Raw genomic sequence first — 14,661 nt, 5'->3', positions numbered from 1 at the left:
CCCCCCCGGGGGGGGGCGCGGGGCCCCCCACCCCCGCCCGGCCGAGTCGCGGGGGGGGGCCCCGCCGCTCGCCGCGGTTTGCCTGGGCCCGCCGGTCTGGGTCCATGGCGACGTCGCCTCGGGCAATCTGCTCGTCGAAGATGGCAAGCTCTACGCGGTCGTCGATTTCGGTAGTTCGGCTATCGGCGATCCTGCCTGTGATCTGGTGATCGCGTGGACGGAATTTTACGGCGAGAGCCGTCAGGCGTTCCGCGACGCCATTGCCCTTGACGAGCACAGCTGGGCGCGCGCACGGGGCTGGGCGTTGTGGAAGGCGCTGATCGTTGCTTCGGGACATGACGGCAACCAGCGCGAGGCGGAAAAATCGTGGCGGGTCATCGATGAGGTGCTGGCGGATCACACAAACAGTCGAAGCGGGAAGGCTAATTCAGTCTGAACGCGTCCCGCTCTAATAACGAAAGCATTACTGCCCGCCCATCTCCTTCCTGAACGTATCGAAATCGACCTTCATGCCGTTGAAGATGGTGCTCCAATGGCGGGTCAGCGCTGAAACGGCGACCGCCTCCTGGATCTCCTCGTCGGTGGCGCCGGCGCGCTTGGCGTCCTGCGTGTCCGACCAGATACAGTAGTTGCACGGGATTTGCGCCACCACCGCCAGCGAGATCAGCGACTTGACCTTCGGCGGCAGCGCCGTCTTGTCGCTGAGCTGGATGGCCTTGACCTCGGCCCATGCACCGGGCAGACCGGCTTTCGGGAACTGCTTTACGAAACCGGGCACCCCGCCCATGGTCGACTGGATGTCCTTGACGGTTGCGTCATACTCATCGGCATAAGAAGGAGCTGCAGCCAGCGTCAGCACACAGGCGGCGGCGAGCAGGCAGGCACGGCGGATGGAAGAATGCGTTGATGAAAGAGTACGATGGGCAGACATGACGTTCTCCTCTGGTGTTTGTTGGCCTTACGGTGTAAGGTAACGTAGAAAATGAACCTTACAGTGTAAGTTGTCAAGCGACGCCATGGACACATCGATCAAAAAAAAGCGACCGCGCGGCCGGCTGTCTCGCGAGATGATCGAGGACGCGGCTTTGAAGGTGATCGAGAGCGAGGGCCTCGCCGGGTTTTCGATGCGCAAGCTGGCGGCAGAACTCGGCTGCGAAGCCATGAGCATCTATCACCACTTTCCTTCGGTGGCGCATCTCTTCGAAGCCTTGGTGGATCGGCTGATCGGCTCCCTCGAAATGCCCGACGCGGACCTCCCTTGGCGACAAAGGTTACGCATTGCCGTGCAGGATTTTCGCCGCGTCGCGCGTGAGCACCCGGCCTTTGCCACGTTCCTTGTAACCTACCGGATGAATTCGCCGACCTGTCTCACTTGGCTGAACGGCATCCTTGGCCTGTTCGAGGCCGGCGGCTTCGGACCGGAACTGGGTGCGCGGCTGTTCCGCACCACCGGCTATTATCTGATGGGTGCCATCCTCGACGAGACTGCCGGCTATGCAAAGGGGCCTTCGGCCGTGACCATCGTCAGCGACGAGCAACTGGCGCAGGATTTTCCAAAAGTAGCTGCGGCCGGGCGTTATTTCGGCACCGCCGAGTTCGACCGGACGTTTGATCTCGGCCTTGACATGCTCCTGGACGAAATGGAGAACGCCCGCGACTGCGCCAGCGCGCCGAACACCGGGTCTTGACGTCATGCGCTCCCTGTTCGCTCTGATACTGCTCATCGGTACCGGCATCGGCGTCGTCTACCCCTGGGCGATGACCAATTTCTCCGGCCATGAGATCGGCACCTGGCGGGTTTACGACCAGGGCCGGTTCAAGCCGGTGACCGTGCCGCTGAGCGCACGCGACGGGCCGCTACGCGTGCTGGTCGACCTTACGGCCAGAGCCGAGCGCATCGTCTCGCAGCAGCGCACTGTGTTGACCCTCACTGCCGCCACCGGCGGCAGGACGGTGCTCGCCTCGACGCTGCAGTTCAATCACTCCGACAATCCGCGCCAGGTCAGCCCGCAACTGCCGGACAGGATCTTTCGCGACGAGGCCGGCCTGATCCCGACCGTTACCCCTGGTTCCTACATCTTCACCGTCGGTCCGGGCGACGCCGAAGGCATTCCGATGCGGGCCGTCGATCTCGTCCTGCGCTCGGGAGCCGGCGAGGTCGACCGCCGGGCCCACCCGGTCGGTTTTTCCCTGATGGCGGCCGGCCTGGTCGGGCTGGTGCTGGCATTCCGTTTCGGCGGCCGCCGGCCGCAAAATCCAAACTCGCAGCCGCCACCGCCGCGCTGGGGCAGGGGCTCCAATTGAACTATCGTCATGCCTACCATGCCGGGAACTTCGCCGACATCGTCAAGCATGTCGTGCTCAGCCGGCTGATCGAATATCTGAAGCAGAAGGACAAGGCGTTTCGGGTCATCGACACCCATGCCGGCATCGGCCGCTACGATCTGTCCTCGACCGAAGCGCAAAAGACGGGCGAATGGCAAGGCGGCATCGGCCGGCTGGTCGACGCCGCACTCGATGCGCCGGCGGCGGCACTGCTGGCGCCGTATCTTGAAGCCGTCCATTCGCTCAATCCGGACGGCGGCGTGAAAAAATATCCGGGTTCGCCGTTGATCGCCCGGCACCTCATGCGCAAGCAGGACCGGCTGTCGGCGGTCGAACTGCACCCTAAGGATGCCGCCAGGCTGAAGGCGCTGTTCGACGGCGACTTCCAGACCCGGGTGATCGAGCTCGACGGCTGGCTGGCCCTCGGCGCGCATCTGCCGCCAAAGGAAAAGCGCGGCCTCGTGCTCATCGATCCGCCTTTCGAGGAAGAGGGCGAGTTCGGTCGCTTGGTCGACGGGCTGCAAAGAGCCCATCGGCGCTGGCCAGGAGGGATTTACGCGCTGTGGTATCCGCTCAAGGACCGCAGGGCGGTCGCCGCCTTCCGCAAGGCGCTGAAGCAGACGGGCATTTCGAAGCTGCTCGACATCGGTTTTGAGATCAGGCCGGACGCCGTCGAGCCGAGCCTCGACGGCTGCGGCATGGTGGTGGTCAATCCGCCCTTCACGCTGGAAGGCGAGTTACGGACGCTGCTGCCGGCGCTGCACCGGCTGCTTGCACTTGAGCAGCCGTCGCATTGGACGCTGGACTGGCTGGCGGGACAGTAGTTTGAGGGCGCGGCCCTGCCGTTCCGTCAGCGCAACCATCGTCACCACAACCACGGTCGCTACAACCGCTTGACCGCGCGTCAGCGAATCCGCACAGTGCGCGCAGTCGACCTTGAGAGGCTGCCATGACTCGCTTCGCCCAATCCGCCCTTGCCGCACTGCTCGCCTTTTGCACGCCGCTGGCCGCACCTCTTGGCGTCACCCAGGCAGTCCAGGCGGCCGACCTTGCAATCTATACCGACGAGGATAGCGGCGTCTGCGGCGAGGCCTGGGTGCTGAACAAGATCACCGACCGCTTCTCCTATCAGGTGCATCACGTGCCGCATCTGCCGGATGTGCAGATCGTCGACTTCCAGCGCATCCACCAGCATCGCTATCTGCCGGCCGACGACACCTGGCCGATCGGCCGCCGTTATTGCGGCGCCACCGTCAACCTCTCCGACGGCGGCGCCCGCACCATCTGGTACCTGATCGAGGAAGGCCAGGGTTTTGCCTCGATCGGCGACAATGTCGAATTCTGCGTCTCGGGCTTCGACCGCTGGATGGTCTACAACGGCCGCTGCCGCGTCCTGCGCTGATCGCGCACTCGCTGATTCCGACTTTTTAGCACCGGCCACCTGATCGACCGTCACCGTTTCCATGCGGCGCAGCATTCGCGGGAAGCGCGATCTGCTGTCACGAGTTTGCGGGGAAACAGCACCACATGGATTCGCTTGTTTATACTGTTGCTCTCGGCGCGGTCTTTGCAGGCTTCGTCCAGGGGCTGTCCGGGTTCGCTTTCAGTCTGGTTGCCATGTCGTTTTGGGTTTGGACCGTGGAGCCCCAGCTTGCTGCCGCCATGGCGGTCTTTGGGGCGCTCACCGGCCAGATCATCGCCGCCGTCACCGTCCGCCGGGGCTTCGACCTCAAGCTTCTGCTGCCATTCCTGATCGGGGGGATCATCGGGATTCCGGTCGGTGTCGCCATCCTGCCCTTGCTGGATGTGCAGTTGTTCAAGTTGGTCTTCGGAGCGCTGCTGGTCGTTTGGTGTCCCTTGATGCTCTTTGCGCGTCGCCTCCCTCCCATCACGGTCGGGGGTCCTGTTGCAGACGGTGCAATAGGTCTGGTCGGCGGCGTCATGGGTGGACTTGGCGGCTTCACCGGCCCGGTTCCAACGCTGTGGTGCGTGCTGCGCCAATGGGAAAAGGACAGGCAGCGTATTGTCATCCAGAATTTCAACCTTGTGACCCTCTCCATGACGATGGCTGCCTATCTTGCGGCCGGAAAGATCAAGCTCGAAATGCTGCCGATGTTTGCCGTCGTCGCGCCGGCGATGTTGATACCAACACTCCTTGGCGCGAGACTCTACATCGGCGTTAGCGAGGCGACTTTTCGAAAGATCGTCCTCGCACTCTTGGCCGCATCAGGTGCGGCATTGTTGGCATCGTCCTTGCCGCACCTCATAAGCCGGGTTTGAACGACACACAGAAATCCCGACTTCCGCCGTGCCATGCGCTATCGACCGATGCGGCCTGCTCCCGATAGGTAGGCGCAGACCAGTTCGACGAGTTGCTTTTGCAGCTCCGGCGCGGCGAGCATGTTCCGGCGTGCCGCGTTGTGGATCACACCTTCGATCGCTGACGACAGCACGCGCGCCACGGTCTGCATGTCGGCGCCTTTCCTTGGCTTGCGATAAGTGGCGACAGCAGTCGCATAGTGGTTGAGGTATTGTGCCTGGAACGAAGCATGGGCGGCCCTGGAGCCGCGATCGCCCGGCGCCTCGTCGAGCAGCACCTGATGTAGTGTCGGGTGAATGCTGTGCGCGGCGATCATGCCGCGCACCAGCTCCTGCGCGAATTTCCTGAGCGGCTTTTGGTCTTCCGCCGAATCGCGAATGACCGACAGCACATGATCGAAGTGACGGCGCCGGACGGCAGCGAGCAGGGAAAGCTTGTCGGGAAAATACTGGTAGAGCGTGCCGATGCTTACACCTGTTGTCTCGGCAACCTTGTTGGTGGTGAAGCCGGCCCAGCCCAGCCCGCTCAGAACATGAGCCGCCGCCTCGATGATCGCCTCGACGGTTGCCCTGGAACGCGCCTGGCGCGGCTGTTTGCGCATGCGCGGATGCGGTTTTGCAATGCGAGTAGACACGTTCGCCCATTCTCCTGAAAATATAAACAACATACTCGCATTTCCGGAAAAGGACACCGACCATGAATGCGCTCGCTCTGCTTCGCAGCCTGTTTGCCTATCAGGCCTGGGCCAATGACGAACTGCTGGAAAAGCTCGCGAGTCTCGACCCGCATGTTCACGGCAAGGAACGGCAGGCCGTGATACGGCTCGTCGATCACAGCCATGTGGTGTCGCGGATATTCTCGGCGCACCTGGTTGACGCAAGCCATGGCTACTCCGCCGACACCACCGAGGACACGCCGGCGTTCGACGAACTTCGCGCCGCGGTCGCAGCGACCGATCGCTGGTATCTCGATTATCTCGAAACCGTTTCGTCGCGGCAGCTGTCCGAGCCCGTCGCATTCGTGTTCACCGACGGGGATAAGGCATTGATGTCGCGACAGGAAATGCTGACCCACGTCGTACTGCACGGCGGCTATCATCGCGGTGAAGCGGGGCGCATCCTGGCGCAGATTTCGGTCATGCCGCCATGGGATACCTTCGCCGTCCATCTCCACAGGGCCGAGCCTTCGCGCCGGCTGCAGATAAGCCGTGAACCGCTCGGCGCCTGAACGGCCGAGCGCTTTCGATCACGGTCGGCTCGACCGGATCTATCGAACGATATCCTGTCCTTTAGAAATGCGAGCTATCTGCTTACTTTCATCGCGTCGTGCAAGATAGTGCAGCGGCGTGCTCGTCGCGTTGCTTCCTACTTACCTGTAGTTTATCGTTTCGGACAAGACGAGGCGGGCGACCGCCTTCGCTCTTGACAATGTTCGCGCCGAGCGTCGGACGTTGAAGCGCAAAGCAGGTCGAAAAGGTCCTGAGCTTGACGAGAAGACCGGTCGAGATAGAGCGACCAGAATTTCTGTCGCAGAACTTCGCTGCGGGACACAAAGATTCGCAGCCGATTTTTGCGCGGGTAAAATGGTCGCGCGCTCGCCGTAACCAAAACTTAAGCTGCAAAAATCATTCTAATGCTTCGCTGGCTAGCAAGCCGCGAGTCAGATATGCAATGCGCGCCGGGTCAATAACGGCCGTCGGCACAACGGAAGGGGCATGATATGGCTAAGCAGTCATCCAAAGCGCCGGCATCCAAGGCACCGGCAAAGTCACCGGCAAAGAAAGCACCAGCAAAAGCAGCCGCGGCAAAGGCCGCAACTGCTGTGAAGAAAGCAGCACCCGCTGCCAAAGCGAAAGCCGCCGCGCCTAAGGCAAAAGCAGCGCCGGCCAAAAAGCCAGCCGCCAAGGCCGCGGCAAAACCGGCCGTGAAGAAAGCAGCACCTGCCAAGGCAAAAGCAGCACCGGCCAAGGCCAAGGCTGCACCGGCCAAGAAGGCGGCACCGGCCAAGAAGCCGGCTGCAAAGGCCGTGGCGAAGCCCGCTGCGAAGAAGGCAGCACCGGCAAAGGCCGCCGCTGCGAAATCTTCTGCAGCAGTGAAGAAAGCAGCGCCCGCGGCCAAGCCGAAGGCAGCGCCCGCAAAGGCGAAGGCCAAGAAGTAGTCGCGGTCCTGCTGTCGCAGGGGACAGTACTCAAGACAGCCAGGGCGGGACGCCGGACAGGCGCCTCGCTTCTTGGTTGACAGTCGGGCAGGACCAGAAAGAGGCGGGAGGAAGACGTCTTTTCGCAGCTCCCAGGACTTCGCCATGCGGCGAAGTCCGGTGGGATTTTCGTGGCTGCCAAAACCAACCTTCGGTGCAAGGCCGAGTTGGTAGCTAATCGGATTTGGATTATCCGACCCGCTCGCGTCTGCCGCACTGCGGCTTATCACATCGCGATTGACGTCGAGACAATGGTTATACGCTGGCGGCGCGGTTTTCCGCCTCTGGCCGTTGATGAACCCTGCATGATCGGTCAACAGTGCCCACGCACGAGCTCCCTGTCGGAATCGATTTTCGGTGAGGGTCATGCGCGAAGTCACAATGCTACAGCGTCCTTTTGCGCGTCCAACGGGGCATATGGAGCTGTAGCCGGCAAACAGGAATCGACAATGCCCAGACTGCTCTACGCGTCTACTTCCCCCTACAGTTCCAAGGTGCGCATGGCAGCACTTCATGCCCGCATTGCGGTCGATCTCGTGCCGATAAAGACCGAGGAAAGGCCGGCCGAACTGATCGGCGCCAATCCGCTCGGCAAGATCCCGGTGCTGGTGCTCGATGACGGCCGCTCGGTCCACGACAGCCGCGCCATCACCCAGCATCTCAACCGGATGTCGAAGAACGCATTGTTTCCGCGCAATCCCGACAAGCGCCTTGAGGCGGAGGTGCTGGAGGCATTGGCCGACGGCATCTGCGACTGCGCGCTGTCGATGGTCTATGAGCGGCGCACACGGCCGGAAGAGATGGTCTACCAGCCTTGGCTCGAGCGCCAGTGGACGAAGATTTCGGCCGCGCTCGATCTGCTCAACGCGAACCCGCCGAAGCTGCCGAAGAAAATCACCCTCGGCCAGATCGCACTGCGCGCCTGCCTCGGCTATCTCTCGCTGCGCTTCGCTGGAAAATGGGAAAAGGGCCGCGGCCGGCTGACGCGCTGGGCGGCACGCTTCGACGAGAAATTCCCGGAGCTGAAGCCCGCTATCCCGGCTTGAGGACAAGCGGTCTCAACCGATGCCAACAAAAAAAGCCGGGCGCGAGGCCCGGCTTTTTCGTGTCGTGGCTTGGACGACTTAGAACTTCATACCGACGCCGAAGGTGACGCGATTGTCGGTCGACTTGACCTTGCCGATACCGTCGAAGTCCTTCCTGCCGAAGTCCGTGTAACGATACTCGACACGGCCGAACACATTGTCGGTGATCTTGATGTCGGTACCCACGCCGGCTGTCCAGCCAAACTGCGTGTTGGTGTCGCTTACGCCGGCAGCTTCAATCTTCTGGTTCTTCAGCGCGCCACCGGCGGTGCCGTAGAGCAGGATATCCGGGGTGACAGCGTAGCCGAGGCGGGCACGCAGCGAGCCTTCGAAGCCACCCTTGGCCTCGATGCCGGCATCGTCGCCCTTGACGCCGTTGTAGCCGATATCGGCTTCGGCACCGTAGACGAAGTTCTCCTGCTGCCAGTTATAGCCGCCGAAGACGCCGCCGACAAAACCCTTGGTGTCGACGTCGACGCCAATGTCTTTGGCTTTGGCATGGCCAGCGAAGCCGTAGCCGACGCTCACACCGGCATAGGGACCGGCCCAGGATGCGACCGGAAGTTCTGCGATCGGGGCAGGTGCCGGCGGCTCTTCCTGAACCACGTCCGCGGCATAGGCGGTTCCGCCGAGGGCGAACAGCCCAAACGCCACCGCGAGCGGTCGCGCAAATTTAAGATTGGCTTGCATTGTTCTTTACTCCTTAAGCCACAGGACACAGGCTTGTTTTTTCATGAGCGCCCTCAACCCGTCCGGGGGGTGAAACGGATCCGGCGTTCAACGGTTCCAAATGTCGTGTCGAAATGCGGCTGAAGCGAACCTGAACTTGGGTCATTACCTGGCACGAATGAGGCAGAACCTTGACGTTGCATCTTCGCAACAGCGAATGTCAGCAGGTTCGCCGTGCTGCACTGCACACGGCTTGGTGTAAGGGCTCCAGCGCCCTATATTGCGGGCGGGCTGGCCCGAATTCCGGTCGAGCCAAAACGCCCACCGGCCACTTTGCCACAATCCTGCCCCAGGTGGAAATGGGATTTAACGCTTGGCGGGCCATAATTTGCCGGCGCGATCCCGGCAGGTCGGAATCGGCATCGGATTAAGGATTGACAGATGAGCAAGGTCGCCGCGACGGCACTGGTGACGGGCGGGGCGAAGCGGATCGGCAGGGCGATCGTCGAAGATCTTGCCGCGCATGGTTTTGCCGTCGCCATTCATTGCAATCGCTCGCTGGCCGAGGCGGAGGAACTGGCGGCCCAGATCACCAGTGGTCATTTTGGTCGACATGGCCGGGCCGCAGTGGTTGCTGCCGACCTGACCGACATGGACGCGGTCAGCAACCTTGTCGGCCGCGCTGCGGCGGCACTCGGGCCGGTGTCGCTGCTGGTCAACAACGCCTCGCTGTTCGAGCACGACAGCGTTGAGGATTTCGACTGGCCGGCCTGGGATCGCCATTTCGCCATGCATGTCAAGGCGCCGGCGCTGTTGGCACAGACTTTCGCCCGGGCCTTGCCGCAGAACAGTGAGGGGCTGATCGTCAACATGATCGATCAGCGCGTCTGGCGACCGACGCCGCGTTATTTCTCCTATGCGCTGTCGAAGTCGACCTTGTGGGCGGCGACCGAGATGATGGCGCAGGCGCTGGGTCCCCGCATCCGTGTCAACGCCATTGGTCCTGGCCCGACCTTGAAGAACACGCGCCAGCACGACAGCGATTTCGATGCCCAGATTGCCGGGCTGATCCTGAAACGCGGCCCGGAATTGCCGGAATTCGGTGCCACTATCCGTTATCTCTGGGCGGCACGCTCGGTCACCGGCCAGATGATCGCGCTTGACGGCGGCCAGCATCTTGCATGGCAGACGCCCGATGTGACAGGCATGACGGAATGAGCCCCATGGACCAGAAACAAAAAACGCGCGGTGGCGCCGACGACCTGCCGCCCGAAATCGACCTCGAGGACGAGGCGGCCGAGGAGGTCGTCGAGCCTGCAGCCAGCGGTCCGGACGTTACCTTCACCGCCATCGACTGGACCCCGCATGCCGGCGACGCCGACGGCATGGTCGGCGCCGAGGTGATCCAGACGCTGGTAAAGCGGCTGCCCAATGCGCCCGGCGTCTACCGCATGATGAATGCCGCCGGCGACGTGCTCTATGTCGGCAAGGCACGCAGCCTGAAGAAGCGGGTCACCAGCTACGCGCAAGGCCGGTTCCACACCAGCCGTATCGGCCGCATGGTGCGCGAGACATCGACCATGGAGTTCGTCGTCACCCGCACCGAGATCGAAGCGCTGCTGCTTGAAGCCAACCTCATCAAGCGCTTGCGGCCACGCTTCAACGTGCTGATGCGCGACGACAAGTCGTTCCCCTATATCCTGTTGACCGGCGACCATGTCTCGCCCGGTATTTACAAGCACCGCGGCGCGCGCTCGCGCAAGGGCGACTATTTCGGCCCCTTCGCCTCGGCCGGCGCAGTTGGCCGTACCATCAACTCGCTGCAGCGCGCCTTCCTGCTCAGGAGCTGCACCGACTCCTTCTACGAGAACCGCACCCGGCCTTGCCTTTTGTTCCAGATCAAGCGCTGCGCCGGCCCGTGCACCGGCGAAATCTCGCACGGCGACTATGCAAGGCTTGTCGCCGAGGCGAAGGATTTTCTCTCCGGCCGCAGCCAGAAGGTGAAGACGGAGATCTCCGCCGCCATGCAGCAGGCTTCGGAGAACCTCGATTTCGAACGCGCCGCCATCTATCGCGATCGGCTGGCGGCGCTGTCGCATGTGCAGAGCCATCAAGGCATCAATCCGCAGACCGTCGACGAGGCAGATGTCTTCGCCATCCATCAGGAGGGCGGCCAGGTCTGCATCCAGGTGTTCTTCTTCCGCACCGGCCAGAACTGGGGCAACCGCGCCTATTTTCCCAAGGCAGATCCGGCGCTCGAAGCCGGCGAGGTGCTGGGATCGTTCCTGGCGCAGTTCTACGACGACAAGCCGACGCCGCGCACCATCCTGTTGTCGCATGGCGTCGAGGACCAGGACTTGCTGGCGGAGGCGCTCTCCACCCGCGCCGGCCGCAAGGTCTCGATCTCGGTGCCGCAGCGCGGCGAGAAGAAGGACCTGACCGACAACGCGCTGCAGAACGCGCGCGAGGCGCTCGGCCGGCGGCTCGCCGAAACCTCGACCCAGGCGCGGCTGCTCACTGGCTTTGCCGAGACCTTCGGCCTGGAAAAACCGCCGGTGCGCATCGAGGTCTATGACAACTCGCACATCATGGGCACCAACGCCGTCGGCGCCATGGTCGTCGCCGGGCCGGAAGGTTTTGTGAAGAACCAGTATCGAAAGTTCAACATCCGCTCGACCGAGATCACGCCGGGCGACGATTTCGGCATGATGCGCGAGGTGATGCAGCGGCGCTTTTCGCGGCTGTTGAAGGAACATGGCGACGCCCCGCAAACCGAGGGCGCGGGCGAGGCGAGCCCTACCGAACCGGGCGACGATATCGAGGACGCGGGCGGCTTCCCCGCCTGGCCCGACGTCATCCTCATCGACGGCGGCCAAGGGCAGATGACGGCGGTGCGCAAGATCCTCGCCGATCTCGGCATCGAGGACCGCGTCGTGGCCATCGGCATCGCCAAGGGTCAGGACCGTGATGCAGGCCGCGAACGCTTCTTCGTCAAGGGCAAGGCCCCATTCTCGCTGCCCGTACGCGATCCGGTCCTCTATTTCGTCCAGCGGCTGCGCGACGAGGTCCATCGTTTCGCCATCGGTTCGCACCGCGCCCGCCGCAAGAAGGAGATGGTCAAGAGCCCGCTCGACGAGATCAGCGGCATCGGCCCCGGCCGCAAGCGCGCGCTGCTGATGCATTTTGGTACGGCCAAGGCGGTCAGCCGCGCCGCCGTCGAGGACCTGGTCAAGGTCGACGGCATTTCCGAGCAGGTGGCGAAATTGGTCTACAATCATTTTCACGAGAGCTAAGACGTATTGCCGACATTTCGGCTGGCTAATCGATTCTGGCCTGTTGACCCCCCACATTCGCTTCTGATTTGACTAAGCAGGCAGAAAGAGTTCCCAAAACATGGCTCAGCGCGCATTCAACCTGCCCAACATGCTCACCTATGCCCGCATCCTGGCGGTGCCGCTGGTGGTGCTGTGCTTCTTCCTGGAAGGCCATCTGAAATCGAGCGACTTCGCGCGCTGGTCGGCGCTCATCATTTTCCTGCTCGCCTCGATCACCGATTACTTCGACGGCTATCTGGCGCGCGCCTGGCAGCAGACCTCCAACATCGGCAAGATGCTCGACCCGATCGCCGACAAGCTGCTGGTCGCCACTTGCCTGCTGCTGCTTGCCGCCGACACCGACCGCCATGCCGGCATCGCCGGCTGGTCGCTATGGGCGGCGATCATCATCCTGTGCCGCGAGATCCTGGTCTCGGGCCTGCGCGAATATCTGGCGGCCCTGAAGGTTTCGGTGCCGGTGACGCAGTTGGCCAAATGGAAGACCACCATCCAGATGATCGCCATCGCCTTCCTGCTTGCAGGTCCCGCCGGCGACAAGATCTTCCCGCTGACCACCCAGACCGGGCTGGTGCTGCTGTGGATCGCAGCCCTGGTGACGCTCTACACCGGCTACGACTATTTCCGCGCCGGCCTCAAGCACATCATGGATGAATAAAATGTCGACCAAGCTCATCTATTTCGCCTGGGTGCGCGAGCGGATCGGCAGACCGGAGGAAGAGGTCGAACTGCCGGCCGGCATCGAAACGGTCGCCGACCTGTTGCGCTGGCTGAAATCGCGCGGCGAAGAGTACGAGAACGCGCTGCAATATCCTGACGTGATCCGCGTCGCCATCAATCAGGAACATGTCGAGCACCGCGAGAAGATTGCCGGCGCGCGCGAGATCGCGCTGTTCCCGCCGATGACCGGTGGCTGAACCATGTCCGCGGTGGTGCCGGTCGTGCGCATCCAGGCGGAGGATTTCGACGTCGCCGCCGAGATCGCCAGGCTGACCAGGGGTCGCAACGACATCGGCGCTGTGGTGACCTTCTCCGGCCTTTGCCGCGACGAGCAAGGCAGGCTCTCCGCGCTCGAGCTCGAACATTATCCCGGCATGGCGGAAGCCGAGATATCCCGCATCGCCGGCGAGGCAATCGAGCGCTGGCCACTGCAGGGGCTCACCGCGATCCATCGCCACGGCAAGATCGCGCCCGGCGAAAACATCGTGCTGGTAGTGGCGGCTTCCGCCCACCGGCAGGCGGCGTTCGAGGCCGCGAATTTCCTGATGGACTATTTGAAATCACGGGCGCCGTTCTGGAAAAAGGAACACCATAGCGACGGTTCCGAAGGCGGCTGGGTCGACGCCAAGGAGGCAGACGACAAGGCGGCGAGCCGCTGGAAGCAGCCGCCGTCCAAATAAATCCCTGCGACAGCCATCCCATACCCGGCCAGCCATTCATTGACCGCAATCCTGCGAGACCCTTCGCCGGAAGGGGAGCAGGATCATGCTGGACAGGATTGCCGAGTTCTTCATCTTCGGACTGGTGCCGCTGGCCGTCGGCATCCTGGCCATTCCGGATCATTCCGCGGCTGCCGAAAAGACCCTCAAGGGCGAGGTGATGTATCGCGAGCGCATCGCGCTGCCGCCCAATGCCGTGCTTTCCGTGCAGCTTGCCGACGTGTCGCTGGCCGACGCGCCGGCCGCAATCATCGGTGAGCGCAAGGTGGTGCCGGCCGGCCAGGTGCCGATCAAGTTCGAGATCAGCTTCGATCCGCAGGTGATCCGGCCTGATATGACCTACGCGCTGCAGGCGCGCATCACTGTCGACGACCGGCTGCTGTTCGTCACAGATGCGCGCCACCAGGTCGACCCGCTCAGCGACGCGCCACAGACCATCATGCTGAAAATGGCGGCGCCGAGCGATGCGCCGGCGGCAGCTTCGGTGTTCGGCCAAAGCTGGCTGGTCGAATATATCGACGGTGTCGGCGTGATTGCCGAGCCGCGGGCGACATTCCGGATCAGCGAAGCCGGCAAGGCCGGCGGCAGCGGCCCTTGCAACGTCTATTTCGCCACTGCCAAGGTAGACGGCTCGATGATCGCCATCAGCGACATCGGCTCGACCTTCAAGGCCTGCGCGCCTCAGGTCATGGCCGAGGAAAAGGCGCTGTTCGAGGCGCTGGCCAAAGCGGCATCCTACCACGTCGACGCCGGCAAGCTTGTCATCATTGACAGCGGCGGCCGCGACATTCTGCGCTTCAACGCCGCGAGCTAGCGCATCACCCAAGCCGATTACTCTCTGCGGCAGCTGCATGCCGATCACATTGTGTTTCAGCGGGAATAGGCCGGGCAGAGGGCGCGTTAGTTCCACATAAAATGGCGGGTAAGGCAAAAGGGACGTTGTCCCTTCGTTGAAGCCGCCAGAATGGCTGCGGCTCGTTCTGGCCTTAACTCAAAGGAGTCCAGACATGAAAACGCACACGCTTATCCTTGCCGCCACCGGTGCATCGCTCCTTGCCTTTACCGGCCTTGCCAAGGCGGACGACCATCTCGTCAATGCTCTTGACCACGGTCTCAAAGCGGACAGCCAACCGTTCCAGACCAACAAGGCCGGCCATAGCGGCGATCTCGCACCGGGGCAGGGCAGCCCGTTTTCAGGTGAAGAGACCAAGACCCCGTCCACCGACACGGAAGCGGCGAACGAACATGCGAACGTGAAGGAACGCGAGGCGAAATAGACAGGCAGAACCCGCCGC

Annotated in this window: 19 protein-coding genes; 15 read left to right on the top strand and 4 right to left on the bottom strand. The window is 62.7% G+C overall.

Annotated features, from left to right (window positions below):
• On the top strand, positions 1-436 hold a 436-nt coding region (locus NKI29_RS12880), incomplete at its 5' end, for a phosphotransferase (RefSeq protein WP_352796393.1).
• 27 nt (positions 437-463) lie between these two features.
• On the opposite strand, the gene NKI29_RS12875 is transcribed toward NKI29_RS12880, so the two are convergent.
• Positions 464-931 (bottom strand): carboxymuconolactone decarboxylase family protein, encoded by a 468-nt coding sequence (locus tag NKI29_RS12875; protein WP_352796391.1) that lies wholly within the window; start codon positions 929-931, stop codon positions 464-466.
• A gap of 85 nt (positions 932-1,016) precedes the next feature.
• Between NKI29_RS12875 and NKI29_RS12870 the strand changes: the two genes are divergently transcribed.
• The 5 genes from NKI29_RS12870 to NKI29_RS12850 all read left to right on the top strand — a co-directional run bounded on the left by NKI29_RS12870 (position 1,017) and on the right by NKI29_RS12850 (position 4,605).
• Positions 1,017-1,688, top strand: a complete 672-nt coding sequence (locus tag NKI29_RS12870) for a TetR/AcrR family transcriptional regulator (protein WP_352743355.1) — start codon at positions 1,017-1,019, stop codon at positions 1,686-1,688.
• A gap of 4 nt (positions 1,689-1,692) precedes the next feature.
• Positions 1,693-2,304 carry a hypothetical protein gene (locus NKI29_RS12865; RefSeq protein ID WP_352796389.1) on the top strand — a complete coding sequence of 204 codons (612 nt, stop codon included), beginning with the start codon at positions 1,693-1,695 and terminating at the stop codon, positions 2,302-2,304.
• Entirely contained in the window at positions 2,301-3,149 is an 849-nt protein-coding gene (locus NKI29_RS12860; RefSeq protein WP_352594390.1) for a 23S rRNA (adenine(2030)-N(6))-methyltransferase RlmJ, read from the top strand. Before NKI29_RS12865 ends, NKI29_RS12860 begins: the two co-directional genes overlap by 4 nt.
• A 125-nt stretch (positions 3,150-3,274) precedes the next feature.
• Positions 3,275-3,727, top strand: coding sequence for a hypothetical protein (locus tag NKI29_RS12855; RefSeq protein ID WP_352796387.1), 453 nt, complete (start codon positions 3,275-3,277; stop codon positions 3,725-3,727).
• A 125-nt stretch (positions 3,728-3,852) separates the two neighbouring features.
• A complete protein-coding gene (locus tag NKI29_RS12850) occupies positions 3,853-4,605 on the top strand; it encodes a sulfite exporter TauE/SafE family protein (protein WP_352594391.1) in 753 nt (250 codons plus the stop codon).
• A 38-nt stretch (positions 4,606-4,643) separates the two neighbouring features.
• On the opposite strand, the gene NKI29_RS12845 is transcribed toward NKI29_RS12850, so the two are convergent.
• Positions 4,644-5,279 carry a TetR/AcrR family transcriptional regulator gene (locus NKI29_RS12845; RefSeq protein ID WP_502896680.1) on the bottom strand — a complete coding sequence of 212 codons (636 nt, stop codon included), beginning with the start codon at positions 5,277-5,279 and terminating at the stop codon, positions 4,644-4,646.
• Between the two features lie 62 nt (positions 5,280-5,341).
• Here NKI29_RS12845 and NKI29_RS12840 point away from each other — a divergent pair, with 62 nt between their 5' ends.
• Complete coding sequence (locus NKI29_RS12840; RefSeq protein WP_352594392.1) at positions 5,342-5,872, top strand: DinB family protein; 531 nt, start codon at positions 5,342-5,344, stop codon at positions 5,870-5,872.
• Positions 5,873-6,327: 455 nt separating this feature from the next.
• Here the strand turns inward: NKI29_RS12840 and NKI29_RS12835 are convergent, their stop codons facing one another.
• On the bottom strand, positions 6,328-7,209 hold the full coding sequence (locus tag NKI29_RS12835; protein WP_352755916.1) for a hypothetical protein: 882 nt from the start codon (positions 7,207-7,209) through the stop codon (positions 6,328-6,330).
• Between the two features lie 81 nt (positions 7,210-7,290).
• On the opposite strand from NKI29_RS12835, the gene NKI29_RS12830 reads away from it, so the two are divergent.
• A complete protein-coding gene (locus tag NKI29_RS12830) occupies positions 7,291-7,887 on the top strand; it encodes a glutathione S-transferase family protein (protein ID WP_352569696.1) in 597 nt (198 codons plus the stop codon).
• A gap of 78 nt (positions 7,888-7,965) precedes the next feature.
• Here the strand turns inward: NKI29_RS12830 and NKI29_RS12825 are convergent, their stop codons facing one another.
• Complete coding sequence (locus tag NKI29_RS12825; RefSeq protein WP_292662341.1) at positions 7,966-8,616, bottom strand: outer membrane protein; 651 nt, start codon at positions 8,614-8,616, stop codon at positions 7,966-7,968.
• Positions 8,617-9,036: 420 nt separating this feature from the next.
• Here NKI29_RS12825 and NKI29_RS12820 point away from each other — a divergent pair, with 420 nt between their 5' ends.
• From NKI29_RS12820 to NKI29_RS12790, 7 genes are all read left to right on the top strand, one after another.
• Positions 9,037-9,813 (top strand): SDR family oxidoreductase, encoded by a 777-nt coding sequence (locus NKI29_RS12820; RefSeq protein WP_352569697.1) that lies wholly within the window; start codon positions 9,037-9,039, stop codon positions 9,811-9,813.
• Positions 9,810-11,888, top strand: a complete 2,079-nt coding sequence (gene uvrC / locus NKI29_RS12815; RefSeq protein WP_352636512.1) for an excinuclease ABC subunit UvrC — start codon at positions 9,810-9,812, stop codon at positions 11,886-11,888. Before NKI29_RS12820 ends, uvrC begins: the two co-directional genes overlap by 4 nt.
• 100 nt (positions 11,889-11,988) lie before the next feature.
• Positions 11,989-12,585: a CDP-diacylglycerol--glycerol-3-phosphate 3-phosphatidyltransferase gene (gene pgsA / locus NKI29_RS12810; RefSeq protein ID WP_352481786.1), complete on the top strand. Its 597-nt coding sequence runs from the start codon at positions 11,989-11,991 to the stop codon at positions 12,583-12,585.
• A gap of 1 nt (position 12,586) precedes the next feature.
• Positions 12,587-12,844 (top strand): molybdopterin converting factor subunit 1, encoded by a 258-nt coding sequence (gene moaD / locus NKI29_RS12805; RefSeq protein ID WP_023677674.1) that lies wholly within the window; start codon positions 12,587-12,589, stop codon positions 12,842-12,844.
• A 3-nt stretch (positions 12,845-12,847) separates the two neighbouring features.
• Positions 12,848-13,327, top strand: coding sequence for a molybdenum cofactor biosynthesis protein MoaE (locus tag NKI29_RS12800; protein ID WP_352622384.1), 480 nt, complete (start codon positions 12,848-12,850; stop codon positions 13,325-13,327).
• Between the two features lie 85 nt (positions 13,328-13,412).
• Positions 13,413-14,180, top strand: a complete 768-nt coding sequence (locus NKI29_RS12795) for a YbaY family lipoprotein (protein ID WP_352622382.1) — start codon at positions 13,413-13,415, stop codon at positions 14,178-14,180.
• Between the two features lie 193 nt (positions 14,181-14,373).
• Positions 14,374-14,643: a hypothetical protein gene (locus tag NKI29_RS12790; protein WP_023677671.1), complete on the top strand. Its 270-nt coding sequence runs from the start codon at positions 14,374-14,376 to the stop codon at positions 14,641-14,643.
• Positions 14,644-14,661 lie beyond the last annotated feature (18 nt).

It is taken from the genome of Mesorhizobium sp. M0678, from assembly GCF_040320505.1.
Taxonomy (GTDB): Bacteria; Pseudomonadota; Alphaproteobacteria; order Rhizobiales; family Rhizobiaceae; genus Mesorhizobium.
This window is presented reverse-complemented; position numbering and strand designations above follow the sequence as displayed.